General features: G+C 58.8%; 21 protein-coding genes and 1 tRNA gene. 8 read left to right on the forward strand and 14 right to left on the reverse strand.

Annotated features, from left to right (window positions below):
- Positions 1 to 34: 34 nt before the first annotated feature.
- Positions 35 to 775, reverse strand: coding sequence for a DUF502 domain-containing protein (locus tag ACO6TG_RS00880; protein WP_422376468.1), 741 nt, complete (start codon positions 773 to 775; stop codon positions 35 to 37).
- A 144-nt stretch (positions 776 to 919) separates the two neighbouring features.
- Here ACO6TG_RS00880 and ACO6TG_RS00885 point away from each other — a divergent pair, with 144 nt between their 5' ends.
- The gene (locus ACO6TG_RS00885; protein WP_422376469.1) at positions 920 to 1318 is read left to right on the forward strand and encodes a YbaN family protein; all 399 of its coding nucleotides are present in this window, start codon (positions 920 to 922) and stop codon (positions 1316 to 1318) included.
- Between the two features lie 2 nt (positions 1319 to 1320).
- Here the strand turns inward: ACO6TG_RS00885 and ACO6TG_RS00890 are convergent, their stop codons facing one another.
- From ACO6TG_RS00890 to glmU, 3 genes are all read right to left on the reverse strand, one after another.
- Positions 1321 to 1761 carry a GNAT family acetyltransferase gene (locus ACO6TG_RS00890; RefSeq protein ID WP_422376470.1) on the reverse strand — a complete coding sequence of 147 codons (441 nt, stop codon included), beginning with the start codon at positions 1759 to 1761 and terminating at the stop codon, positions 1321 to 1323.
- 2 nt (positions 1762 to 1763) lie between these two features.
- Positions 1764 to 3590 (reverse strand): glutamine--fructose-6-phosphate transaminase (isomerizing), encoded by a 1827-nt coding sequence (glmS, locus tag ACO6TG_RS00895; protein ID WP_422376471.1) that lies wholly within the window; start codon positions 3588 to 3590, stop codon positions 1764 to 1766.
- Between the two features lie 113 nt (positions 3591 to 3703).
- Entirely contained in the window at positions 3704 to 5059 is a 1356-nt protein-coding gene (gene glmU, locus ACO6TG_RS00900; RefSeq protein ID WP_422376472.1) for a bifunctional UDP-N-acetylglucosamine diphosphorylase/glucosamine-1-phosphate N-acetyltransferase GlmU, read from the reverse strand.
- Between the two features lie 182 nt (positions 5060 to 5241).
- Here glmU and ACO6TG_RS00905 point away from each other — a divergent pair, with 182 nt between their 5' ends.
- Positions 5242 to 6495: a hypothetical protein gene (locus ACO6TG_RS00905; RefSeq protein WP_422376473.1), complete on the forward strand. Its 1254-nt coding sequence runs from the start codon at positions 5242 to 5244 to the stop codon at positions 6493 to 6495.
- Positions 6496 to 6541: 46 nt separating this feature from the next.
- Here ACO6TG_RS00905 and ACO6TG_RS00910 read toward each other — a convergent pair whose 3' ends face one another.
- From ACO6TG_RS00910 to ACO6TG_RS00920, 3 genes are all read right to left on the reverse strand, one after another.
- A complete protein-coding gene (locus tag ACO6TG_RS00910; protein ID WP_422376474.1) occupies positions 6542 to 7285 on the reverse strand; it encodes a cytochrome c biogenesis CcdA family protein in 744 nt (247 codons plus the stop codon).
- 124 nt (positions 7286 to 7409) lie between these two features.
- Entirely contained in the window at positions 7410 to 8417 is a 1008-nt protein-coding gene (locus ACO6TG_RS00915) for a TAXI family TRAP transporter solute-binding subunit (RefSeq protein WP_422376475.1), read from the reverse strand.
- Positions 8418 to 8745: 328 nt separating this feature from the next.
- Complete coding sequence (locus tag ACO6TG_RS00920) at positions 8746 to 9039, reverse strand: hypothetical protein (protein ID WP_422376476.1); 294 nt, start codon at positions 9037 to 9039, stop codon at positions 8746 to 8748.
- 372 nt (positions 9040 to 9411) lie between these two features.
- Here ACO6TG_RS00920 and ACO6TG_RS00925 point away from each other — a divergent pair.
- Positions 9412 to 9487 (forward strand) — tRNA-Lys (locus tag ACO6TG_RS00925).
- Positions 9488 to 9618: 131 nt separating this feature from the next.
- Here ACO6TG_RS00925 and ACO6TG_RS00930 read toward each other — a convergent pair.
- From ACO6TG_RS00930 to tpiA, 7 genes are all read right to left on the reverse strand, one after another.
- Positions 9619 to 9984 (reverse strand): thiol-disulfide oxidoreductase DCC family protein, encoded by a 366-nt coding sequence (locus tag ACO6TG_RS00930; protein ID WP_422376477.1) that lies wholly within the window; start codon positions 9982 to 9984, stop codon positions 9619 to 9621.
- A gap of 198 nt (positions 9985 to 10182) precedes the next feature.
- On the reverse strand, positions 10183 to 13347 hold the full coding sequence (locus tag ACO6TG_RS00935; protein WP_422376478.1) for an efflux RND transporter permease subunit: 3165 nt from the start codon (positions 13345 to 13347) through the stop codon (positions 10183 to 10185).
- Complete coding sequence (locus ACO6TG_RS00940; RefSeq protein ID WP_422376479.1) at positions 13348 to 14511, reverse strand: efflux RND transporter periplasmic adaptor subunit; 1164 nt, start codon at positions 14509 to 14511, stop codon at positions 13348 to 13350.
- A gap of 191 nt (positions 14512 to 14702) precedes the next feature.
- Positions 14703 to 15527, reverse strand: a complete 825-nt coding sequence (locus ACO6TG_RS00945) for a VOC family protein (RefSeq protein ID WP_422376480.1) — start codon at positions 15525 to 15527, stop codon at positions 14703 to 14705.
- Positions 15528 to 15549: 22 nt separating this feature from the next.
- The gene (locus ACO6TG_RS00950; RefSeq protein WP_422376481.1) at positions 15550 to 17178 is read right to left on the reverse strand and encodes a CTP synthase; all 1629 of its coding nucleotides are present in this window, start codon (positions 17176 to 17178) and stop codon (positions 15550 to 15552) included.
- 133 nt (positions 17179 to 17311) lie between these two features.
- Positions 17312 to 17692 (reverse strand): preprotein translocase subunit SecG, encoded by a 381-nt coding sequence (gene secG / locus ACO6TG_RS00955; RefSeq protein ID WP_422376482.1) that lies wholly within the window; start codon positions 17690 to 17692, stop codon positions 17312 to 17314.
- Between the two features lie 110 nt (positions 17693 to 17802).
- Positions 17803 to 18561 carry a triose-phosphate isomerase gene (gene tpiA, locus ACO6TG_RS00960; protein ID WP_422376483.1) on the reverse strand — a complete coding sequence of 253 codons (759 nt, stop codon included), beginning with the start codon at positions 18559 to 18561 and terminating at the stop codon, positions 17803 to 17805.
- A gap of 227 nt (positions 18562 to 18788) precedes the next feature.
- Between tpiA and ACO6TG_RS00965 the strand changes: the two genes are divergently transcribed.
- Genes ACO6TG_RS00965 through glp form a run of 5 tightly spaced genes read left to right on the forward strand, consistent with a single transcriptional unit; the run spans position 18789 to position 24256 of the window.
- On the forward strand, positions 18789 to 20681 hold the full coding sequence (locus ACO6TG_RS00965) for a SurA N-terminal domain-containing protein (RefSeq protein WP_422376484.1): 1893 nt from the start codon (positions 18789 to 18791) through the stop codon (positions 20679 to 20681).
- Positions 20682 to 20704: 23 nt separating this feature from the next.
- On the forward strand, positions 20705 to 21718 hold the full coding sequence (gene trpD / locus ACO6TG_RS00970; RefSeq protein ID WP_422376485.1) for an anthranilate phosphoribosyltransferase: 1014 nt from the start codon (positions 20705 to 20707) through the stop codon (positions 21716 to 21718).
- Positions 21719 to 21721: 3 nt separating this feature from the next.
- A complete protein-coding gene (gene trpC / locus ACO6TG_RS00975) occupies positions 21722 to 22534 on the forward strand; it encodes an indole-3-glycerol phosphate synthase TrpC (protein WP_422376486.1) in 813 nt (270 codons plus the stop codon).
- A 7-nt stretch (positions 22535 to 22541) separates the two neighbouring features.
- Positions 22542 to 23054, forward strand: coding sequence for a cyclic pyranopterin monophosphate synthase MoaC (moaC, locus tag ACO6TG_RS00980; protein WP_422376487.1), 513 nt, complete (start codon positions 22542 to 22544; stop codon positions 23052 to 23054).
- Positions 23054 to 24256, forward strand: a complete 1203-nt coding sequence (gene glp, locus ACO6TG_RS00985; RefSeq protein ID WP_422376488.1) for a gephyrin-like molybdotransferase Glp — start codon at positions 23054 to 23056, stop codon at positions 24254 to 24256. Before moaC ends, glp begins: the two co-directional genes overlap by 1 nt.
- The last annotated feature ends 1 nt before the right edge of the window (position 24257 follow it).

Here is a 24257-nt window from a genome sequence, read left to right on the forward strand (position 1 = left end):
CAACCTTCAGCTTGCATTCAGTACCGGAAACGCCTCAGGCGTCCTCGCGCTTGCGGATCTTGTCGAGCTTTTCCGGTTCGGCAATGACGTCTTCCAGGATCTCCGGCAGATCCGGACTGACAAGACCGGCCGAAATGACCAGTTTTGCGGCGTCCTCGACCCCCATGTTGAGTTCGATCACGTCTTCTTTCGGCACGAACAACAGGAACCCCGAGGTCGGGTTCGGAGTCGTCGGCAGGAACACGGACACGGTTTCGGCGCTGTCCCGGAGCCGTCTGGCGACCTCGCCTTTCGTCTCCGTGGAAATGAACACAATCGCCCAAAGGCCCTTGCGTGGATATTCGATCAGTGCAGCCTTGGTGAAACTGTTGCCACGCTCATCAAGCACTGTCTCAAAAATTTGCTTCAAGCCACTGTAAATATTACGAACAAGCGGCATCCGGCCGACAAGGTTTTCACCAAACGTGATCAGGCTTCGGCCAAGGAAATTCGCCGCCAGGAAACCGACGACCGTGAGAACGAGAATGGCAACGATCAGGCCGAACCCCGGCACGGAGAACGGCAGATAGGTCTCCGGATTGTAGACTTTCGGCACAAACGGCTTCACCCAGCCATCCACCCATTTGATGAAGGTCCAGGTCAACCAAAGCGTGATCCCGATCGGGCCGGTGATCACCAGACCTGTCAGGAAGTAGTTGCGCAGACGAGTTGCCGCACCTGGCCGGTGAGGAGCTATCTTGTGCGTATCATCTGTTTTATGTTTATGCCGGCTCATGGGCGACACCTGCTTGAAGTCCCTATTGGCGCTCGTCTTTTATACGATCCCGCTCTAGATAAGCATCTTTATCGCAGCGCGGTATCCTACGCTCGATTAATTTTTTGGCGATCAACCCCTAATTTGCCGATTCCGGAGGCAATATTGCGTCGAACCACGTTCAAAATTCTGGGAACAGGCTGTGTCGGGCTTGGTCTGGTGGGAGCATTCCTTCCGCTTTTGCCAAGCACGATCTTTTTCATCCTTGCAGCTGGCTGCTTTGCCCGCTCCTCGCCAGCCCTTGAAGCGCGTATTCTGAACCATCCGGTTTTCGGTCCCCCGGTCATTGCCTGGCGGGAACACGGAGCGATTGGCAAGAAGTCCAAAACCTTGGCCGTTGCAGGCATGGCCTTTGGCTACGGCGTGTTTCTTTTTACCAGCCAGCCGGCCCTCTGGCTCGGCCTGGGCGTCGGCCTGTTCATCGCCGGCTGCGCCGCCTATGTTCTGAGCCGGCCGGGCGTCCCGAAAAAACCGGCTGCCGAGACCTGCCCGAACAGGCTCTGACATCACAGATCCGGTATCAGCCTCTTGCCCATGGGAACGGCGGCTTCCTCTGCATATCCCAGCCCCTCGTAGAACCCTTTCACCGCTTCGTTGCCGCGCCGGACGAACAGATTGATCTTGGGGCAGCCGAGCTCCTTGAGATAGGCCTCGCAGTGGGCCATGAGCTGTTTGCCATAGCCCTCCGCCTGATGAGCCGGATCGATGCTGAGATAGTAAATGGAGCCGCGGTGTCCGTCGTGGCTGACCATGACGGACCCGATAAGCGTCTCGTCCGCTCCCAGGAGCAGAAAAAACGCACCATTCTCGTCCGTCAGCTTGCGGTCGATATCCTTGTCCGGATCATTCCACGGCCGCGTCAAGCCGCAGGCCTGCCAGAGTGCAATCACCTGGCCGCGAAACCTCTCTTCAAACGGAACGATGTTCAGTGGGTCTGAATGTGCCATGCCTATTCCACCGTCACCGACTTGGCGAGATTGCGCGGCTGATCGACATCCGTGCCCATGAAAACCGCCGTATGATAAGCTATCAGCTGAACCGGCAGTGCGTAGATGATCGGCGCTACAATATCGGACATGTTCGGCAGGATCACCGTGTTTTCGGCGGCATTCCCGCACTCGGAGGCACCGCGCTCATCCGTGATCAACACGATGCGTCCTCCGCGTGCTGCCACTTCCTGCATGTTGGAAACGGTTTTTTCGTAGATGGCATCATAGGGCGCGATGACAAAGACCGGCATGTTCTCGTCGATCAGCGCGATCGGACCATGCTTGAGCTCACCCGCCGCATAGCCTTCCGCATGAATGTAGGACAATTCCTTCAGCTTCAAGGCGCCTTCCAGCGCAAGCGGAAAGTTCGTCGCCCGGCCGAGATAAAGCGCGTTGCTGGCTTTTGAAAGCGGTTGCGACAGCTTTTCGATGTCGGCTTCTGAGGCCAATGCCTTCAGCGCCAGGCTGGGCACTTCGGTCAGTTCGGCCACCAGCGCCTTTTCCTGTTCAAGGCTAAGGAAACCGCGTTCGCGGCCGGCCTGCAGCGCGAGAGCCGCCAGAACGGCCAGCTGGCAAGTGAACGCCTTGGTGGAGGCGACCCCGATTTCCGGCCCTGCGATGGTCGGAAACACCCGATCGGCTTCGCGCGCAATCGTGCTCTCCGGCACGTTGACGATAGCGCCGATGGTGGCACCATGCTCCTTGCAATAACGCAGCGATGCGAGCGTGTCGGCCGTTTCACCCGATTGCGATATGAAAAGCGCGGCATCATGAGCACTGACGGGCGTTTCGCGGTACCGGAACTCGCTCGCAATGTCGATTTCCACCGGAAGACGGGCATATTTTTCAAACCAGTACTTGGCGACCAGCCCCGCCAGGTAGGCCGTGCCACAGGCAGTGACAATCAGCCGGTTCAGATCCTGGAACCGCAAAGCATCCGCGCCCGCCACATTGGCCTGGTTCGTTGTATAGTCGAAATATCGCGACAGCGTGTGGCCGAGAACTTCAGGCTGCTCATGGATTTCCTTGGCCATGAAATGCTTGTAGTTGCCCTTGTCCATCAGGCTCGAGATCACGGAGGATCTGGCTTCAGGACGCGACACGGGCTGGTTGTCTCGGTCAAAGATGCTGACGCCGGATCTTGTGAGGACGGCCCAATCGCCTTCTTCCAGATAGGTGATCCGGTCGGTAAAGGGCGACAGCGCAATCGCATCGGATCCAAAGAACATTTCCCCGTCGCCATGGCCGATCGCCAGCGGAGAGCCCTTGCGTGCGCCGATCAGCAGATCGTCTTCACCGCCGAACAGGATCGCCAAGGCGAATGCCCCCTTGAGGCGCGGCAGCACTTCTGAAACGGCTTCCTGAGCGGACTTGCCCTTGGCAATCGCCAGATTGATCAGATGAGCGACAACTTCCGTGTCTGTCTCGGTATCAAGCACGGCCCCGGCAGCAACGATCTCTTCGCGCAGCTCCAGATAGTTTTCGATAATGCCATTGTGGACAACGGCGACGGAGCCCGCCAGATGCGGGTGCGCGTTCGAAACGGTAGGGGCACCGTGCGTCGCCCATCTTGTGTGGCCGATGCCGCTTGTTCCCGCCAGGGGCGATGCTTCAAGCGCCGCTTCCAGATTGCGCAATTTGCCCTCAGCCCTGCGGCGCACGATCTTTCCGTCCACAAGAGTGGCAACACCCGCGGAATCATAGCCGCGATATTCAAGGCGCTTCAGCGAATCCACAATTCTGGGCGCAACGTCTGCCTGGCCCAAAACACCTACGATGCCACACATGCAAAATTCCTTTGAATTAACAGCGCCCGAAACAGGACCGCATTGCTTTAGACGACTGTGGCGCCCAAGCTGAAATCAAACCCTGTTTCAGAAAATGACAAGGGCAAGATCCTTTAGGATTTTGCGTCCTTTGCGGCCTGCAGGCGCGCACGCAACTGTTTCGCCTTGCCTTCCTTGACCGTCTGCCGGGCCCGGCCGAACGCCATGGAATCCTTCAGCACGTCTTCGGTAATGACGCTGCCGGCCGCAACAAAAGACGCATTGCCGAGCTTTACGGGTGCCACCAGCGTAGAATTTGAACCGACAAAGCTGCCGGCGCCGATTTCTGTACGGTATTTCAGGTAACCGTCGTAATTGCAGGTAATCGTGCCGGCGCCGATGTTCGACTTGGACCCAACACTGGCATCTCCGATGTAACTGAGATGGTTGGCCTTGGCCCCTGCACCAAAGGTTGCGTTTTTGACCTCGACGAAATTTCCGACTTTCGTATCGGTGCCCAGAACCGTGCCGGGCCGCAAACGCGCATAGGGTCCGACCACGCTGCCTTCGCCGACCTGAGCCCCCTCCAGATGGCTGAAGGCGCGAATGCGCGCGCCCTTCGCGACCTGGACCCCCGGGCCGAAGACCACGTTCTGTTCCACCGTCACATCGACGGACAATTTCGTATCATGCGAGAAATAGACGGTGGACGGAGCAAGCAGGGTACAGCCGTTTTCAAGGGCGTTCCTGCGTTGCAGCGCCTGAAAGTCTGCTTCGCAGGAAGCAAGTTGTGCCCGTGTATTGATGCCCTGGGTCTCGATTTCCGTTCCTTTCACAGCAACAACCTTCAGGCCGTTCCGGTTGGCTATCTCGACGGCGTCGGTCAGATAATACTCACCCTTGGCATTGTCGTTGCTGATGGCCTGCAAAAGGCCGAGCGCGTGCTTACCGGAAAATCCCATGATGCCGGAATTGCAGTAGGTAATCTTGCGCTCTTCGTCACTGGCGTCCTTTTCTTCCCGGATCGCCATCAGTCGCCCGTTTTCAATCAGCAGCCGCCCATATCCGTGCGGGCGGCGGGTCTCGAATCCGAGAACGGCAAGATCAGCCCCGTTTTCAAGGGCTTTGCGGACGCGGCTCACGGTTCCCGCGCTCACGAGGGGCGTATCGCCAAACAGCACGAGGACATCGTCTGCCTCAAACTCCAGCGCCGGTTTCGCCGCCAGCGCGGCATGCGCGGTTCCAAGACGTTCTGACTGGACGTAGCACCGGGCCGATGGTGCCAACTTATAGACCAGCTGTTCCAGCTCCGGCATGCCGGGACCGGTCACAACCGAGATTCGCTCCGAGCCGGCTGTCGAAAGTGCCTTGATGACGTGACCGACCAGCGGCAGTCCCCCGATTTCATGCATCACTTTGGGAAGATCGGACTTCATGCGTGTTCCAAGCCCTGCGGCCAGAACGATCGAAAGGCAGGAACGGGTCGTCATCAAAGATCCATTGTCAATTATCCGAGCGTCAGCGACGCAAATTCGCTCCTATATGCCCCGATCCACAGAACATTGAAAGATCTGACTGAGTCTGCGTAGGGGTTTGCGTTTCGTTAACCATAATGACGCCCTGATAGGCTATTGTCTCAAAGATTCGAAATCAGGCACGGGAACAAGACGTTTTGACTAGGCGGCCGCCGCAAAAGCCCATTCGGGAAGTTGTTCGCGAGACCTTTACGGCCCCGCGCGTCGGACTGCTTTCCTGGGCGTTTGCCGCAGTCACCATGGGTACGGTCGGGCTCGCGTCCTACCAGTTCAGCTATGCGCCGACGGGATTTCCCACATCAACGGCGACAGCTGGCCTTAGACTGCCACCGGCTGGCGATGTTGAAACGACCGCGTCCATTTCCACTGCCTCAAGGCCCGGGCAACTTCCCGCGGTGGAAGTGATGCACCTGCCGAAACAGGGCACTCCTGCTGCAAGGTCTGACCTCAGTCAGGCCCAGATGGACGTTCTCCAGCGGGAAATTGTCGGCTTGCGGCGAAGGCTCAGCGCCTTGTCAGAGCAAAACCTCACCTATTCCCGCCGTATCGCGGCCCTGGAGAAACAGGTGGCGGTGGCGAAACTCTCCGGGCAGTCAGGTCCGATCATTCCCGATGACACATCCGCCGAACCGGGACCTGGCGTTGTGATCACCAAGGCTCCCGTTGAAACGAAGCCTGAAAACGCTGCATCTCCCGGAAATGACGGACCCGAAGTGGCTGAGGGTCAGGACCAGGTGGAAAATCCAGCGGGTCTCCAGCCCCGCCTGACTTTCTCCGAAACCGCAGACACCAAGTCACCTCCGCGCCTGATCAGCATCTATCGCAACGAGCCAGCGCCTGATTCTGAAACCGCGATTTCAATCAATCCGGAGGAACCGGTGCGAATCGTCGAACTGTCCCCCCGGACCGTGCCCCAGGTGAGACTACCTGAAGCGACGGATGCGCCAGTCATCACCGGTTCCATTCCGAAGGCAAGTGCCCCCGTCGAGGTGGAGGTTTTCGACGCCACCCCGACGCAAACAACCCTTCGCCCGAAGATTATCACCCCTTCGAGCCCGGCCGGACGTTTGCGCGGCGGTGGTGACAGCCAGCTCAAACGCAGCGATTTTGGCGCAATCATCGGCCATTATCGAACGTCGGCAGGAGCGGCCAAGGCCTGGGCAGATTTCAAGACCCAGAACGAAGAACGCATGCGGGATCTGCGCCCGCTCCTGATGCAGCGACAAGCCGCAGAAGGCGGCATCGCCCTCATGGTTGGCCCCTTTGCCAACGCGGCGGATGCTGCGGTTGCCTGCCTGCATCTGCTGGATGTGACTGAACTCTGCCATCCGGCGCTTTACGCAGGCGATCCCCTGGTCACCGCCGCTGAATTTCGCGACAGCGCATTCTGAATGACCAATCAAGACAAAGCAGATCTTCTCGATTGAACGTCGGCAATCAGCCTATGTATTGAAATGCCGGGAAAGTTTCCAGGAGCCAATAGGACAGAATCGCCATCTGACCTGTTAGGAACATGACCCCTGTCAGCACCAGAACACCCCCCATGGCCTTTTCAACTGCGCCCATATGTTTTCGGAACCGCTTCATGAAATTCAGGAACGGCCCGGCAAAGAGCGATGCAATCAGAAACGGGATACCCAGACCGAGTGCGTAGGCACTCAACATTAACGCCCCCTGCCCGACCGTATCTTTCGCGGCGGCGACAGACAGAATCCCTGCCAGGACCGGGCCGATACAGGGTGTCCATCCAAACCCGAAGGCAAGTCCCATGACATAGGCCCCGAGTGGTCCAGCCGGTTTGTTGGCGACGTGAAACCGTGCTTCCCGGTAAAGGAAACCGATCCTGAACACACCCAGGAAATGCAGTCCCATGATGATGATGACCGCGCCGGCTATATAGCCGAGATAGTCGAGATACTGGCGAATGAATTGCCCGAGCAGACTGGCCGTGGCGCCCAGCAGCACAAACACGGTCGAAAAGCCCAACACGAACACCAAGGAGGTCAGAAACACCCGCTTCGCAGCAGCTCTGTTGTCCTCAGAATCGTCTGCAACCTCTTCCAGGGAAACTCCGGCCATGTAACCCAGGTAAGGCGGAACAAGCGGCAATACGCATGGCGACAGGAAGGAGGCAACTCCGGCCGAAACCGCAATCGCAATTGTCGTGGTATCCTGGATCATGTTTTCCGGTCTCTGATTTCGCTTCCGGCCATGACCGGTTTTCGGGCTACCTGTTTAGTCCCAACCAGCCATGTGACAAAGACAAAAGCCGCTCACCTTTTGGAGAGCTTGGACAAACATGGGTCTACTTTTGGCCGTTTGCCTTGTCTTCGGTCAAAATGCCGCGCTCCAGGAAGAAGTCCTTCGCCCCGGGGTGAATGGGCGCTGCCATGTCGCCACTGGCCATATCCTCCAGCTTCAAGCCATTCAACGCCGGGTGCAGTTTCTGAAAGCTCTCGAAGTTGTCCACAAGTGCCGTGAGCATCGTCGCGACAATGTCATCCGGCATTCGGGCCGACGTGACGAATGTGGCCACAGCACCATAGGACTGGACGGGCTCCTTCAGGCCATACAGTCCAGCCGGAATGTCGGCTGGCATATAATAGGGCGCATCCTGCAGAAGCCCGTCGACCGCCACTTCGTCAACGCCAAAGACTCGCGCATCACATTTCTGTTGCGTTTCCTCGATCAATCCCGCTGGATGGCCGATTAGGGCGAAATAGGCGTCAATCTCGCCTTCACACAGTGCCTCGGCGAGTTCAGACGTCCCGAGTTCGGAGAAATGTGCGCGATCGCCTGCGCTCCAGTCGAGATACCCGACCAGGGTCTTCCAGGATGCAGCCGAGCCGGACCCCGCTGCACCAATATTGACGCGAGCCCCTTTCAGGTCATTGACGGAGTGATAGCTGCTCTCCTGACGCACAACAATTGTGGCAACTTCCGAGTGGAGAGAGAAAATGGATCGCAAGTCGTCAAACGCCCCACGCTCTTCGAACACCGATGTTCCGAAATAGGCGTGGTGCTGCCAGTCGGACTGCACATAGCCGAAATCAATCTCACCGCGCCGGAGTTTCTCGATATTGGCAATGGAACCAAAGGTGGTTTCGACCGAACAGCGCACACCGTGTTCGGACCGACTGCGATTGACGATTTTGCAGGTCGCTCCGCCGGAGGGGTAATAGACACCGGTGACACCACCGGTTCCGATCGTGACAAACCTTTGTTCGGCTGCAGCAGCTGTTGGTTGGACGAAGATACCAGGGAATATGGCCAACAGTGTTGAGGCGAGTATCAATCCGCCCGCTGCTGTCACCCGATCTCTCAAGTGCCATGCGCAAAGGCAACCCATGTTGGTCAACGATGTGAGCAAGATGATATGCGCTCCCTCAGGCTGTGCTGACACTCCCACGTTACCTAAGGGATAGCAAACACGCCCCGTGTTGACCAGCGCGCGGACAACCACACGAAAAACCCTGAAGCGATTGTGATGAAGCACCACATTAGGACCGATGTAAGGTTTGGCTGTGTGGGTGGCAGGTAGAAGAACCGGGAATCAAAAAAGGCGCCAAAGCGCCACTTGAAAACAGACGACAGAATATGCTCCGGCCCCCAACCCCAAGACCGGTCATATCCAGACAGAGTTAGTTGGTGCGCCCTCCCCGGATCACTTCGAAAAGCTTGCCTTTCAGCTCATCGACTTCTTCGCCATCCCGGAGCCCCTGACGCCACTGATCGAGAATCAATCTCAATCCGAGTGTTTCACGACTGTGCGGCAAGTCGCCAACGAACGCGGCGAAAAACGCGTCCAGACGCTCCCGGTCAATCAAGCCCTGGTCGATCAGTCCGTGAATAAGGGTCATCGTGGCAGCGATGTGTCCCTTCACGAAATCGAACTCAACGGAGTTCGTGTGTGTATCGATTGTTGTAGTATGCATGTAACCTCTCATGTACCAGATAACGTTACATCACAATGCTTTATTGCGCTACCTGACAGTTTTTGCAGGAGAATGATCTTTATTTTCTTAAAAATGTACCTTCTTGATTAGCGGTCAAACAATATCTTCAAATAGTACTTGGCAATACTGTCGTTCGGTATTTTATTATTAATGCTTCTACACCGAAACCGAGGTTTCGGAACAATTTCCAGCTCGCCGCTACGTCAACCAGCCACAACCTCGGGAGTTTTTCCGAGCCTGTTGAAAAAATACATTTTGCCTCTTGCAATCAAATCAGTGTCGGCCTAAACACACGCCACCAACGCGGCGGCGGCGCCAACAACGCAAGCCACCTGCACCGGAAATTGGTGAGAGCCGATAGCTCAGCTGGTAGAGCAACTGACTTTTAATCAGTAGGTCCAGGGTTCGAACCCCTGTCGGCTCACCAAACTTCCGAAGAAAAACAATCCCTCATACTGATGACAGAACCCGGAAACTGACAAATTCTCTGTCTTGGGTTCCCAAATGGGTTCCGGCGGCAAATGACTGTTGGCCACTAGTCACCCTTTCCGTTCGAATTCAGCGCTTCAAACTGGCAAGACAATGCGGGTTGCGGTTGAAGCGACGTTGCGCGAAACCACGGTAGAGACGATCCGCCAAGGTGTAGATGCCTGGCAACGCCCCGACACGCGCCAGGAGTGACCACCCGGCAAACTGCCGCCAAAGCGTGATAAACGCGTCAACGCCCGTCCGAAGCACACCAGTTTCGTCACGGACGCGCATGTATAGAAGCGCATCAGACTGGCTCAAACCGGTGTCCGCAAGCAAGGATGGCGCATTGGCAATATCGTGCCAGACGATCGGCCGTTTCGGCTTGCGTTTCTTGAAATAGCCGATCTCACGGGAACAGAGCCCGCATTTGCCATCGTAATAGACCGTGATCATGGAACCCTTCCGTCATGTGCCGACAGGTTTACGGCTGATGGAGTGACCCGGATTAATGTCCGCGAACTCTGATACGGCAGAAGCTTACCGGTCCATTGACGCCTGGCCGGTCTGATCACTTGCAAACACCTCACAAAAGCAAAACGGCCAGAGCTTGCGCTCTGGCCATTCCGTTTTGGATGTCGCTGCCGCGGCCCTTTAGGTAGCCGCAGCGGGCTCTGTTGGTCCCTCAGGCCCCTGATCGTCCTTGCCGCCGCCAAACCAGCCCTTGACGGTCTCGCGCGTCGCCTGCAGGCAGACATAGAGGATCGGGATCATCATAACGCCGACAACTGTCGCAAAAAGCATCCCACCGAATACTGCGAAGCCGATGGCCTTCTGGCTGGCTGCGCCGGCACTGGAGGCGGTCATCAGCGGCACCACGCCCAGCAGGAACGACAGCGCCGTCATCATCACCGCGCGGAAACGCAGATGGGCGGCTTCAACGGCTGCATCGCGGATTGATTTGCCGCTGCTACGCTGCTCCATGGCAAATTCCACGATCAAAATGGCGTTTTTCGCCCCCATCCCGACCAGCATGATCATCCCGATCTGGGTGTAGAGGTTGACATCACCGCCGGTCACGAACACCGCCACGAGTGCCCCCATGATAGCGAAGGACACCGACATCAGGATCGCCACCGGCATGGTCCAGCTTTCATACTGGGCGACCAGGAACAGGTAGGTGAACAGGATCGACAGCAACAGGATGAACATGACGATGTTGCCGGAATCGAGCTGCTGCTGGGCCGTTCCCGTCCATTCAAAGGAATAGCCCGGCGGCAGTGCCTGCCTTGCGGCACCTTCCATCTCGTTGATCACCACGCCGGTGGATGCACCCGGCGCGGGGTCCCCCATGACGGCGGCGGCGCGGAACATGTTGTAGCGGGTCAGGATCTGAGGCCCGAGAACGTTCTCGGTGGTCAGGATGCTCCTAAGCGGCACCATCGTGCCATCCGTGGAGCGGACATAGAGACTGCCGATATCGTCAACCCGGTCGCGATATTTGCCCTCAGCCTGGATCATCACCTTGTAGACGCGGCCGAAAATGTTGAAATCGTTGATGTAATACGATCCCAGATAGGCCTGCAGCGTCGTGAAGACGTCGGCAACGTTGATACCGAGCGTCTTGGCTTTCTCGCGATCCAGATCAACAAACACCTGAGGGACATTCGCCCGGAAGGTTGAATAGGCTCGTCCGATATCCGCGCTCTGGTTAGCAGAATAAACCATCGAGCCAACCGCGGACGCCAGGTCCTGGGGCGTGCCATCACTCTGCTGAACCATCATCTGAACACCGCCGGTAGTGCCGAGGCCGGGGATTGGCGGCGGATTGAAGGCAATGATGTTCGCCCCTGGAATGGTGGAGAACTCCGCCCAGAACTTGGCCAGGATCGCGTTGATCCGAAGGTCTGGTTCTTGTCGCTCCGACCAGTTCGACATTGTGGCGATCACCAACGCAGCGTTGGACGAAGTTGCGCCATTCAGGATGGAATAGCCGTTGACGATGACGACGTTTTCCACGCCGGCGGTCTTGGAGGTGAGCTCCACAACCCGCTCCGTGACACTTTCGGTTCGCTGCAGCGAGGCACCGTCCGGAAGCTGAACATCGACCATCAGATAGCCCTGGTCTTCCGATGGCAGGAAGCCCTGGGGCAACGTCCCTCCAAGGGTCACGATGATGGCAACGGCGCCGCCAACGACGATAATACCGACGATCGCAACACGCACCAGCCGGCGCACAATCGCGGTATAGCCATTGCGGACCCCCGTGATGCCCCGGTCGAACAGCCCCATGATACCCTTGGGAGGGCCGGAGCGCGCCTTCAGGATCAGACCGCAGAGCGCCGGAGACAGGGTCAGGGCGTTGATGGAAGAAATCACCACGGAGACCGAGATGGTCACGGCGAACTGGGAATAGAGCCGGCCTGTAATGCCCGGCATGAAGATAGTCGGCACGAACACCGCGAGAAGCACCAGCGTGGTGGCAATCACCGGACTGGTGATCTGCTCCATCGCCTTCGCGGTCGCTTCCTTGGGCGGCAGGCCCTCGTCGGCAATGATGCGCTCGACGTTTTCAACGACGACAATCGCGTCATCCACCACGATGCCGATGGCAAGGACAAGCGCGAACAGCGAAATCGTGTTCAACGACATACCAAGTGCCAACAGAACGGCAAACGTGCCGATCAGCGATACGGGAATGGCCACCGTCGGAATGATGGTGGCACGCCAGTTGCCGAGGAAGATGAACACCACCGAGACCACCAGCAGGAAGGTCAGGAACAGGGTTGCGATCACATCGTCGAGCGAAGCCTGCACGAAGTCCGTGGTGTTGAACGGCACACCGTACGCCATGTCTTCCGGGAAGTTCTTGGAGAGTGTTTCCAGCCGTGCCAGGACGTTTTCGGAAACCTGGAGCGCGTTGGCGCCAGGCGCCTGATAGATCGCGAGAACCGTCGACGGTTTGCCGTTGAATTCACCCGAGGCGTTGTAGAACTGGGCCCCGAGTTCAACGCGGGCGACATCGCCTATCTTGACGACAGCACCGTCCTCGCCCGTTCTCAGGACGATCTGCTCGAACTCTTCCTTGGTCGACAGGCGCCCCTTGGCCTTGATCGTGTACTGGAACTGCTGGCCTTCCGGCACAGGCGGCGCACCGATCTGGCCCGCTGCTACCTGAATGTTCTGATCCTGAACGGCGCTGATGAAGTCCGAAGGCGTCATGCCAAGGCTGGTCAGGCGGTCCGGATCGAGCCAGATACGCATGCCATAGGCAAAGTCGGTCATCACATCCGCCCGGCCAACACCCTGCACACGCGCAAGCGCGTCTTTCAGGTTGATCGAGGCATAGTTGGACAGAAACACCGGATCATATGTGCCGTTCGGCGAATAGAGCGTGATAACCAGCAGCATGTTGGTGCTGGCCTTTTGCACGGTCACGCCGTTTGCCGTCACCTCGCTCGGCAGCTGGCTCGTCGCCTGACTGACCCGGTTCTGGGTGTTGACCGTGGCAATGTCCGGGTCGGTGCCGACCGCGAATGTCACATTCAGCGAGTAGTTGCCGCTGTCGTTACTGGTCGACTGCATGTAGAGCATGTCGTCGACGCCGTTGACCTGCCCCTCGATCGGGGCCGCAACCGTTTCTTCAAGAACTTCCGCGTTGGCGCCTGTATAGGTCGCCGACACGTTGACAACCGGCGGCGTGATGTTGGGGAACTGTTCAACCGGCAGCGACACGTAGCCGAGCAAGCCGGCAATCGTGATCACAATCGAAATGACCAGCGCGAATTTCGGCCGGTAGATAAAAAAGCGTGAAAACATTTAGCTTTGCTCCGCCGGCGTGGAGGCAAGGACAGGGGTCACTTCCACGCCGGGGCGCACTTTCTGCAGGCCTTCGACGATGACTTCCGTGCCTTCTTCCAGTCCCTTGGTGACGACAAAATTCGTTTCGACCTGCTGGCCGAGCTCAACATATTTCTGTTCGACTTTCTTGTCCGCCGTGATCGCCAGGGCAAACGAGCCCTGCTGATCGCGCTGGATCGCAGCCTGTGGCACGACGAGGGCGGTTTCCGACTTGGGCGCTTCCAGCACGACCGTCACATAGGTTCCGGCGAGCAACCTGGTATCGGCGTTCTCGAACTGTCCCCGGAAGGAGATGGTACCGGTGGTCGCATCGACCTGGTTGTCGATATAGACGATCTTGCCCTTTTCCTCGTAGGTCTGCCCATTCGGCAGCACCAGGCTCAGATCCGGCGATTCGTCCGGAGAAATATCGGCAGGGTTGATGCCGTGGGTCTTCACGGCATTGAGATACTCGGCCTCGCTGACGGAGAAATTGACATAGACCGGAGCCAGACGGATGAGTTTCGCCAGGGCGTCTGTGTTTGGTCCGACCACTTCACCGACGCTATAGGTCGTTTTGCCGATCTGGCCCGGGAATGGGGCCGAAATATCGGTATAGCTGAGATCAAGCTCGGCCTGCTGCAGCCCCGACTGGGCGGCCTCGACGGACGCTTCCGCCTGCTGCTTCTGCGCCAGCGTTGCTTCATAGGCGGCCTCGGAAACGTGCCCCTTTTCGAGCAGGTCCTTGTCGCGTTTCTCGTCGGCTGCTTTCAGAGCCGCGTCGGCCTTTGCACTGGCCAGATCCGCCTTGGCCTTGGTCAGCTGGGCTTCATATTGCGCCTTCTCGATCGTGAACAGGAGGGTGTCCTTTTTCACGACGGATCCGTCCGGAACGGCCTTGTCTTCCAGAAAACCGCTGACACGTGCGACCAGATCAACCTGATCCACCGCTGCGACCTGTCCAACGAAACGGGCACTTTGACGAACGTCCTGTGTGGTCACCTTGGCGACTGTCACCGAGGGTGGCGGCGCGGCGGGAGCTGCCTGTTTCTGACTGTCATCGGAACAACCGGCCAGGAAAGCCGAGGCAGCTGCAACAACTGCAAAAGAACGGGACTTCGGGGCAAAACGCAAAAAGGACATCTAGAAACTCCGCAGGCAAACCGCCGGATGAAGGCGCGAGGCCGGAGTTCACTATAAAAGGACTGGGCGATTCAACAAGTGGAGATTGCTGCAAGGCCGCGTGCGACCGGAAAAAATTCCTCAGCGTTTTCAAATAGGCTAGCCGGCTCACCAGAGCGACCGGAGCCATTGGAAACAGGCTCGGCGGGAAATCAGCCGGCAGGTGAAAGAATGAGAGTGAGCCCAAAGAGCTGTTCGGCCGGCACGATTTTCTTGTGGTCCAGCCCCTGGCATGCGATCTCGAGCGCGGCAATCTGCGGCAGATCGCCAGTCACCGACGATGCGGCTGTCTCGCCGACCAGTGCCTGATAGGCGTAAGGGGTCAGAACACGAATGTCTCCGCGCGCTGTCTCAAGCTCAAGACCAAGGCTGGTTGCCCGCATTTCCCGCTGCCCCGTGAAACCACCCAGGAATTCATGATGGTCCGAAGGATCGGCCGCGATCATGTAAACGGCCATCACGGAACTGGCCCCGTTGGCGTGACTTTGAAACGCAGGTTTCCAGAAGTTTTCCGGGAATTTGTTGTGACAGGTGAAATACCCAATGCCCGGGCTGAGATCATCGCCAACAAGTGTCAGGTCGAAGGCCACCTGGGCCGTACTACCATCCGCCAGATGCGCCGTTCTTTCAAAGGAGAACGGGTCGTAGAGATGCAGCCCGGCGCGATGAAAATCGGAGCGATCCCCGTCCGCGCCGGTACTATCCAGCACCAGCATGCTCGCCCCTTCCCGCGCCTTCAGGAAATCCCTGTTGAAGGCACCGAAGGAAAAGGCGTTTCCGGAAGTCTCGGAAATCTTCTCTGGTTCAGCGACACTCAAAAGTTCGATGAAAAACCGGTCCAGCTGGACAAGCCGATTGGCCGTTCCCCAGGGATGCCGGTTTTCCGGAGTGACGGTGAACCCGAGGTCTGAATAGGCCTGGCCCGCTTTCTCAAGATCTTTCACCGCGACAACGAGATGATCCAGTCCACGCACCATGGCCCTGTCCTTTTATTGGAGATTAGACCAGTCGGCTCTGCTGAACTGCAGCGCCGATGAACGAGGCAAACAGCGGATGCGGATCAAACGGCCGCGACTTCAGCTCCGGATGGTACTGGACGCCGACAAACCAGGGGTGGTCCGCGATTTCGACCGTTTCCGGCAAAACGCCGTCCGGGGAAGTACCGGCAAAGATCAGCCCGCAATCCTCCAGCTGTTCCCGATAGCCGATATTGACTTCGTACCGGTGCCGGTGGCGCTCCGAGATGCTGGTCGATCCGTAGATCTCTGCAATCTTGGAACCGGTCTTCAAGGCAGCCGGATAGGCCCCAAGCCGCATGGTACCGCCGAGATCACCGTCTACGTTGCGCACTTCCTTTTCATTGCCCTTGGTCCACTCGGTCATCAAGCCGACAACCGGCTCCTTGGCGGGGCCGAACTCGGTCGAGTTGGCCTCCGTGATGCCGGCAAGGTTTCGAGCGGCCTCCAGAACGGCCATCTGCATACCGAAGCAGATACCGAAATAGGGAATATTGCGAGTGCGCGCATAATGTGCCGCCGCTATCTTGCCTTCCGCACCACGCTCACCAAAGCCGCCAGGCACCAGAATGCCGTGCACGCCTTCCAGATAGGGACTCGGATCTTCCTTTTCGAAGGTCTCCGATTCGATCCACTCCAACTCCACCTTGACCCTGTTGGCGATACCGCCATGGACGAGCGCCTCGATCAGGGATTTGTAGGCATCCTTCAAAACGGTGTACTTGCCGACAATGGCGATCTTGACCTCGCCTTCCGGATTGGCGACAGCCGCGGAAATGCCTTCCCAACGGTCGAGTGCCGGAGCCGGTGTGCCCTTGAGGCCAAACGCGGCCAGAACCTCATCGTCAAGGCCTTCCTTGTGATAGGCAATCGGCACATCATAGATCGACTTCACGTCATAGGCCGGGATCACGGCGCTTTCGCGTACGTTACAGAACAGCGACAGCTTTCGCTTTTCCGTTTCCGGGATCGGGCGGTCGCAGCGGATCATCAGGATATCCGGCTGAATGCCGATCGAACGCAGTTCCTTCACCGAGTGCTGCGTCGGCTTGGTCTTCATTTCGCCGGCGCTCGGGATATAGGGCATCAGGGTCAGATGCACATAGACCACATCGCCACGCGGCAGATCATTGCCAAGCTGGCGGATCGCCTCGAAGAAGGGCAGGCCTTCGATGTCACCGACCGTGCCGCCGATTTCGACGAGGACAAAATCGTAGTCTTCGTTGCCGTCGAGCACGAAGTTCTTGATCGCGTCGGTCACGTGCGGAATCACCTGAACGGTGCCGCCGAGATAATCGCCGCGCCGCTCCTTGGCGATGATGTTCTGATAGATCCTGCCGGTCGTGATGTTGTCCTGCTGATTGGCAGGACGACCGGTAAACCGCTCGTAGTGCCCCAGGTCCAGATCGGTCTCCGCACCGTCATCGGTGACGAAACACTCGCCGTGCTGATACGGGCTCATCGTGCCCGGATCGACATTGAGATAGGGATCGAGTTTACGAAGACGGACCTTGTATCCCCGCGCCTGGAGCAATGCGCCCAGAGCCGCAGAAGCAAGACCTTTACCAAGCGAGGAAACCACGCCGCCAGTGATGAAAATGTATCGCGCCATGGACCAATACCATATCCTTGCCGAGGGCGATTTGGCCACTCGGGAGTTGCGTTCTCAACACATAAAAATGCCCTGCGAAATCAGCCGCAGGGCATATGTCAGATGAAAGGGCCGTTTAGCCCGGACGGCCGCCTTACTGAGCGGCCGGGACCTGAGGTCCGGAAGGTTGGCTCTGCTCCTTAAGCGAATCGAGGATACCACCAGTACCACCGCCGGCAGGAGCTTCAACCGGCGACGTCGCGCCATCGGTTGCTGCCGGGATCGCGTCAAGAACCGATCCGGGCCGTTCCGTATTCTTGGCAATCAGGCTGAGCGCCAGGGACGTCACGAAAAAAGCAACAGCCAGAATGGCGGTCGCCCGCGTCAGGATGTTGGCCGTTCCGCGACTGGACATCAGCCCGCCGCCGCCACCGCCGCCAATCCCGAGCGCGCCGCCTTCGGAACGCTGCAGGAGGACAACAAGCACAAGGGCCAGCACGACCATCAGGTGGATGACGATGACTACGGTTTCCATCGAATGCCATTCTTCATTGTTTTCAAGATTTGCGGCCTTCTACACCAGACGCCGCCCGCTTTCTACCCTTCAATTGCACCTTCGTCACAGAAGCTTCAAGGGGCAGGCGATCACGAATAGGCGGCCAGAATCCCCAGAAAGTCATCTGCCTTGAGGCTCGCGCCCCCAACCAGGGCGCCGTCGACATTGGCAACACCCATCAATTCCTTGGCATTTGCAGGCTTAACAGACCCGCCGTAAAGCAGTCGCATCGACGCACCGGAGGCCCCGAACCGGGCTTCCAGATTGTCCCGCATGGCCTTGTGCATTTCTTCGACATCACCAGCGGTCGGCGTAAGACCGGTGCCAATCGCCCAGACGGGCTCATAGGCAATGACCGTGTTTTCAGCCGTTGCGCCATCCGGTACGGAGCCCTTGAGCTGACGCTCAACCACCGACAGCGCCTCGCCAGCCTTGCGTTCAGCTTCGGTTTCCCCGACGCAGATGATGGCAACGAGCCCCGCCCGCCAGGCGGCCTGAGCCTTGGCGTTTACGTCCGCATCGCTTTCGCCGTGATCCGTGCGCCGCTCCGAATGCCCGACAATTACGGCCGCAGCGCCGGCATCAGCAAGCATTTCCGCAGAAATGTCGCCGGTGTGGGCACCGGACACATTTGCGTGGCAATCCTGGCCGCCGACACGCATTGGGCCTTTTCCGGCCTTGTCCGCCAGGGCTGCAATGAGGGTTGCAGGCGCGCAGATCATCGCGTCCACGGCATCGGCCAGATCGTCCGAGAGGCCTGCAATCATCTTGTAGAATTCCGACTGATTGGCCTTCAGTCCGTTCATTTTCCAGTTGCCAGCAACAAGTGGCTTGATCTGTGCGCTCATCTCTCGGTTTCTCCCGCAGATTCTGTCAGTTGCCGCTTATAGAGCAGAAGCATCGGTGCCATGCAATCTTCCAGAAGACGGGAAAACACAATTCGCCCTGGAAGATTGTCGTTGCCCGCCTTGCGGCCACGTCGCCTCCTCTTTATGATCCGCCCGCTCCGGCCAAGGCCGGTCCTTAGGTCAGCCGTTTAACCGGCTGCTGGAATGATAAGAATACGGGAGACGTCATGCTTGACGCGCTGCGCAAGGGCGCCGGTACCTGGCTTGCCAAAATTTTCATCGCGCTTCTGATCTTCAGCTTTGCTGTCTGGGGCGTCAGCGGCTTCTTGACCGGAGTCGGTCAGAACACGGCAGCCAAGGTCGGAGACACCGAAGTCACGCTCATGGATCTCGATCGTGTCTACCGACAGGATCTCAATCGCATCAGCCAGCAGGTGGGACGGCCCTTGACGCCGATCGAAGGATCGGCACTTGGCATTCCGCAGCAGACCCTGGGCAAGCTGATTGCCGAAGCCGCGCTCAACGATACGGCCACCAGTCTGAAACTCGGTGTTTCGGACGAACGGCTCGCCCGCATCATTCAAAGTGACCCGGCCTTCCGGGGACTGAGCGGCAACTACGACCGCAACCGGCTGCAGCAGGTGCTGCAGAACAACGGCTACCGGGAAGACGAATATGTCGTTGAACGGCGCAAGGTGGCCGAGCGCGGCCAGCTCGCGGAAGGTCTTGCCGGTGGCATGAAGGCACCGGCTGCGTATCTGCAGGCCTTTGACGCGTTTCAGCGCGAAACCCGCTCCGTCGACTACATTCTGGTGACCCCGGACTATGTCGGCGAGATCGAAGACCCGGCTGAAGACGTTTTGAGCAACTTCTTCCAGGACAATCTGGCGGAGTTTCGGGCACCTGAATACCGGGCCGTCAAATTTGTCGAACTGACCCCGAACGCCCTCGCCCGCCCGGATGACATCTCGGAAGAAGATGCCCGTTCCGAGTATGAAATTCGCAAGGCGGATTACTCCCAGGCGGAGCGCCGCAAGGTCCGTCAGATGTCCTTTCCCTCTGCCGAGGATGCCAACAAGGCTGCAGCAGAGCTTGCCGGCGGCAAGAGCTTTGACGACCTGATGGCAGAGCGTAATCTGTCCAGCAACGACGTTGCACTCGGCACGATGGCCAAGGCGGACTTCCTGGATGAAGCCATTGGCGATGCCGCATTCTCTCTCGCCGAGGGCGAAACCAGCGGTGCCGTTGACGGACGTTTTTCAACGGTGATCGTCAACGTTGAGGAAGTCCTTCCGGAAGCGACGCAGCCCTTTGAAGACGTCAGGGACGCAATCGTCACTGAACTGGCGAACGAACAGGCAGAGCGTGAGATTCTGGACCTGCTTGACGAAGTTGAAGATGCCCGCGCCGGTGGCGCCTTGCTTGACGAAGTCGGCGAACGTTTCTCCTTGACGGTCCAGACCCCGGCAGCCTTCGACGCTTCCGGACAAGGCGTCGACGGGACCGCCGTTGCCCTTCCGGATGCGGATGGCCTCGTGGCCGGCACCTTTGAAAGCGACATCGGCATCGAGAACGATGTTCTTCAGATGGGTGACCAGGGGTTCCTCTGGTACGAAGTCTCTGAAGTCACTCCGTCGCGCGATCGCACGCTCGACGAGGTCAGGGATGATGTGATTGCCGCCTGGAAGCGCGAAGAGCTGGACCGGCGCATGGATGAAAGCGCCGCGGATCTGCTTTCCAAGGTTGAAAACGGAACGCCGTTCATTGCACTTGCAGCTGAAACCGGCCTGGCCGTCCAGCCCGCACAGGGGCTGACCAGGACGGCCCCCTCCGGAAATCTCGGTCGTGACGCCCTTGAGGCCGTGTTCAGCGGACCTGTCGGCACCGCCGCCTCTACGGCTTCGGCAGACGGCAGTGGCCGCGTGGTTCTGAGGGTCACCGGTTCGACCGTGCCGGAGTTCGATCCCTCCGCACCCCAGGTTGTTGCGCTTGGCAACCAGGTGTCCCAGCAGATCCAGGATACCTTGCTTGGTCAATTCATCACCGACCAGGAAACCAAGGCCGGTGTCGAAATCAACAATGCAGGTGTCACCCGGATCCTCGGGCTCGATAACAACTGATCTGAATTGGGTGGGATGACATCATGAGCACATTCAAGGACCTCATTGCCAAGGTCGCAGACGGCCATGCCCTGAGCCTGGAAGAGGCCCGCGAGGCTTTCGAGGTCATCCTGTCCGGTTCCGCGACCCCGTCGCAGCTCGGCGGCTTTCTGATGGCGCTGCGGGTTCGGGGCGAAAGCATCAACGAGGTGACGGGCGCTGTCGCGACCATGCGTGCCAAGATGCTGCCCGTCGACGCCCCCTCAGATGCGATCGATATTGTCGGCACGGGCGGTGACAGCTCCGGGAGCTACAATATCTCGACCTGCACCGCGATAGTTGTCGCCGGTTGCGGCGTGCCGGTCGCAAAACACGGCAACCGCTCCCTGTCCTCCAAGTCAGGCGCCGCCGAAGCCCTTTCCGAACTCGGGGTCAATATCGACATTGACCCGCAAACGATTTCCAACTGCCTTCAAAAGGCAGGCATCGGCTTCATGTTCGCCCCCCTGCACCATGCTGCGATGAAACATGTCGGACCGACACGCATGGAGCTCGGCACACGGACGATCTTCAATCTGCTTGGACCACTGTCCAACCCGGCCGGCGTCAAACGTCAGATGGTGGGCGTGTTCGCCCGCAAATGGGTTGAGCCGGTTGCCGAAGCCCTGAAACAGCTCGGCTCGGAAAAGGCCTGGGTCGTGCACGGCTCCGACGGCATGGACGAAATCACGACAACCGGACCGACATTCGTCTGTGAGCTGAATGGCGGCACCCTCAGATCTTTCGAGATCTCGCCGGAAGAGGCCGGCCTGCCGATTGCCGATGCCAGGGATCTGAAAGGTGGTTTGCCAGCGGAAAACGCGCGCGCACTGCGCGAGGTGCTTGCCGGTGCCAAGAACGCCTACCGGGACATCGTATTGTTCAACTCGGCTGCTTCGCTTCTGGTGGCTGACAAGGTCAGCGACCTGAAGGCCGGGGTTGAGCTGGCGGCCAATGCCATTGACACCGGCTCCGCCGCAGACACACTTGAAAAACTTGTCGCAGCGTCGAACGGATAAAACATGGCCGACATTCTGAAGAAAATCGAAGCCTACAAGCGCGAGGAAATCGCCGCGGCCAAGTCGACCGTGTCGCTTGACGATCTCAAGGCGCGCATCACAGAGACCTCCGCACCGCGCGGTTTTCTGAAAGCGATCGAAGCCAAACAGGCATCAGGCGACTACGCCCTGATCGCTGAGATCAAGAAAGCCAGCCCGTCGAAAGGCCTCATCCGGGAGGACTTCGATCCACCTCTCCTCGCGAAGGCCTATGAGACAGGTGGAGCTGCCTGTCTCTCCGTTCTGACCGACACGCCTTCCTTCCAGGGAAAGCCTGAATTCCTGACCGAGGCCCGGGCCGCCGTTTCGCTGCCGGCCTTGCGCAAGGACTTTCTCTACGATCCCTATCAGGTCTTTGAGGCACGTGCCTGGGGCGGCGACTGCATCCTGATCATTCTGGCAGCCGTTGACGACGACACGGCCAAGGCGCTTGAGGATACCGCCTTTGAACTGGGTATGGACGTTCTTCTCGAAGTGCATAATGGCGAAGAACTGGAACGCGCCTTGAAGCTGTCCTCGCGCCTGGTTGGTATCAACAACCGCAACCTCAAGACCTTCGAGACCAGCCTGGAAACCAGTGAAGATCTTGCGCCGCAGATCCCGGATGACCGCATCATTGTCGGCGAATCCGGCCTCTTCACACCGGATGATCTCGCCCGCATGACAAAAGTTGGCATCTCCACCTTTTTGATTGGCGAAAGCCTGATGCGGCAAGACGATGTGGCAACCGCCACCAAGACGCTGCTGGCGCGCCCTGCGCTGTCACAGGCGGTCTAGCCGGCTAATGAGCGACATGGACCCGAAACTGACCCATCTGGACGAGGCCGGTGCCGCCAACATGGTGGACGTGTCAGAGAAGGCGGTCACCCACCGGATCGCCGTTGCACGTGGAAGCGTCACCATGCGCCCGGAAACCCTCGACCTGATCCGATCCGGAAACGCCAAAAAAGGCGATGTCGTCGGGACCGCCCGCATTGCCGGGATCCTGGCTGCCAAGAAAACGCACGAATTGATCCCGCTCTGCCACCCCTTGATGCTGTCGAAGGTGACGGTGGACATTGAGCCGGACGACACTCTTCCGGGGCTTGTCGTGACCGCGACGACCAAGGTCAGCGGTCAGACCGGCGTAGAGATGGAAGCCCTGACCGCCTGTTCCCTCACCTGCCTGACGATTTATGACATGGCCAAGGCCGTCGACCGGGGCATGGTGATCGGCGACATCCGCCTCGTGGAGAAGGCTGGCGGAAAGTCCGGTCATTGGACGCTGGAAAAAGACGGCAGCCAGGGTGGCACCTGATGAGCCTGATGCCAGTCGCAGACGCGCTCTCCAAACTCCTGTCCGACGTCGCCGTTCTCGACACGGAGACGGTTCCGCTGGCGGAGGCCAATGGCCGATTTCTCGCCGCGCCTCTTGCCTCCACCCGAACACAGCCGCCCTTTGCGGCCTCGGCCATGGATGGCTACGCCCTCCGGCATGAAGACCTGAAAGACAGCGGCACAGATCTTGTCGTCATTGGCGAAGCGCCTGCCGGTCACGGGTTCAATGGCACTGTGTCAGCAGGCGAAACAGTTCGCATCTTCACCGGTGCACCATTGCCGGAAGGTGCCGACACGATCCTAATCCAGGAAAACGCTGAACGCGATGGCGACGGCATCAAGGTGCTGGAAGCTCCCGCCCGCGGTGCCTTCGTTCGCCCGGCCGGGCTCGACTTTTCTGAAGGTGACGTACTGCTGGCACCGCCTTTGAAACTTGCATACCGGCATCTTGCCCTTGCCGCCGCGATGAACCACGCGGAAATTCCCGTTCGGCGCAAACCGAAGGTCGCGATCCTGGCAACCGGGGACGAATTGGTTCGGCCCGGCACGCAGCCCGGCCCCGATCAGATCATCGCCTCCAATCACGCAGGCATCGCTGCCATGGTTGAGGACTGCGGGGGCGAGCCTGTTGATCTCGGCATCTCCCCTGATGATCCGATCGCATTGGCGGGGCATGTGCGCGATGCGATCACCGGCAAGGCCGATATCCTGGTTACCCTTGGCGGCGCGTCCGTTGGCGACCATGACCTGGTTCAGGATGTTCTTGGCCAGGAGGGCATGGACCTTGCCTTCTGGCGCATCGCCATGCGTCCGGGCAAACCGCTCATGGCCGGACGGCTCGGTCCAACCAAGGTCCTTGGACTGCCCGGCAATCCCGTCTCCAGCCTGGTTTGCGGATTGCTGTTCCTGAAACCGCTGATCGCAACGATGCTGGGCCGGCAGGTGGACGACGGCGCGCAGTCGGCCGTCCTGGCTGCGCCGCTGCCACAAAACGACCGGCGGCAGGACTATGTGCGGGCAATTCTTTCAGAAGATGAAAACGGCCAGCTGCAGGTCACACCATTCGGCCGGCAGGACAGTTCCATGCTGAACCTTTTGGCCAGATCAGGGGCGCTGATCGTCCGCCCGCCTCATGCGCCGGCGCTTGAGGCCGGCGCAAGTGTCCCCATATTAGTCCTTTGAG

It is taken from the genome of Roseibium sp. (assembly GCF_965233565.1).
GTDB lineage: Bacteria > Pseudomonadota > Alphaproteobacteria > Rhizobiales > Stappiaceae > Roseibium.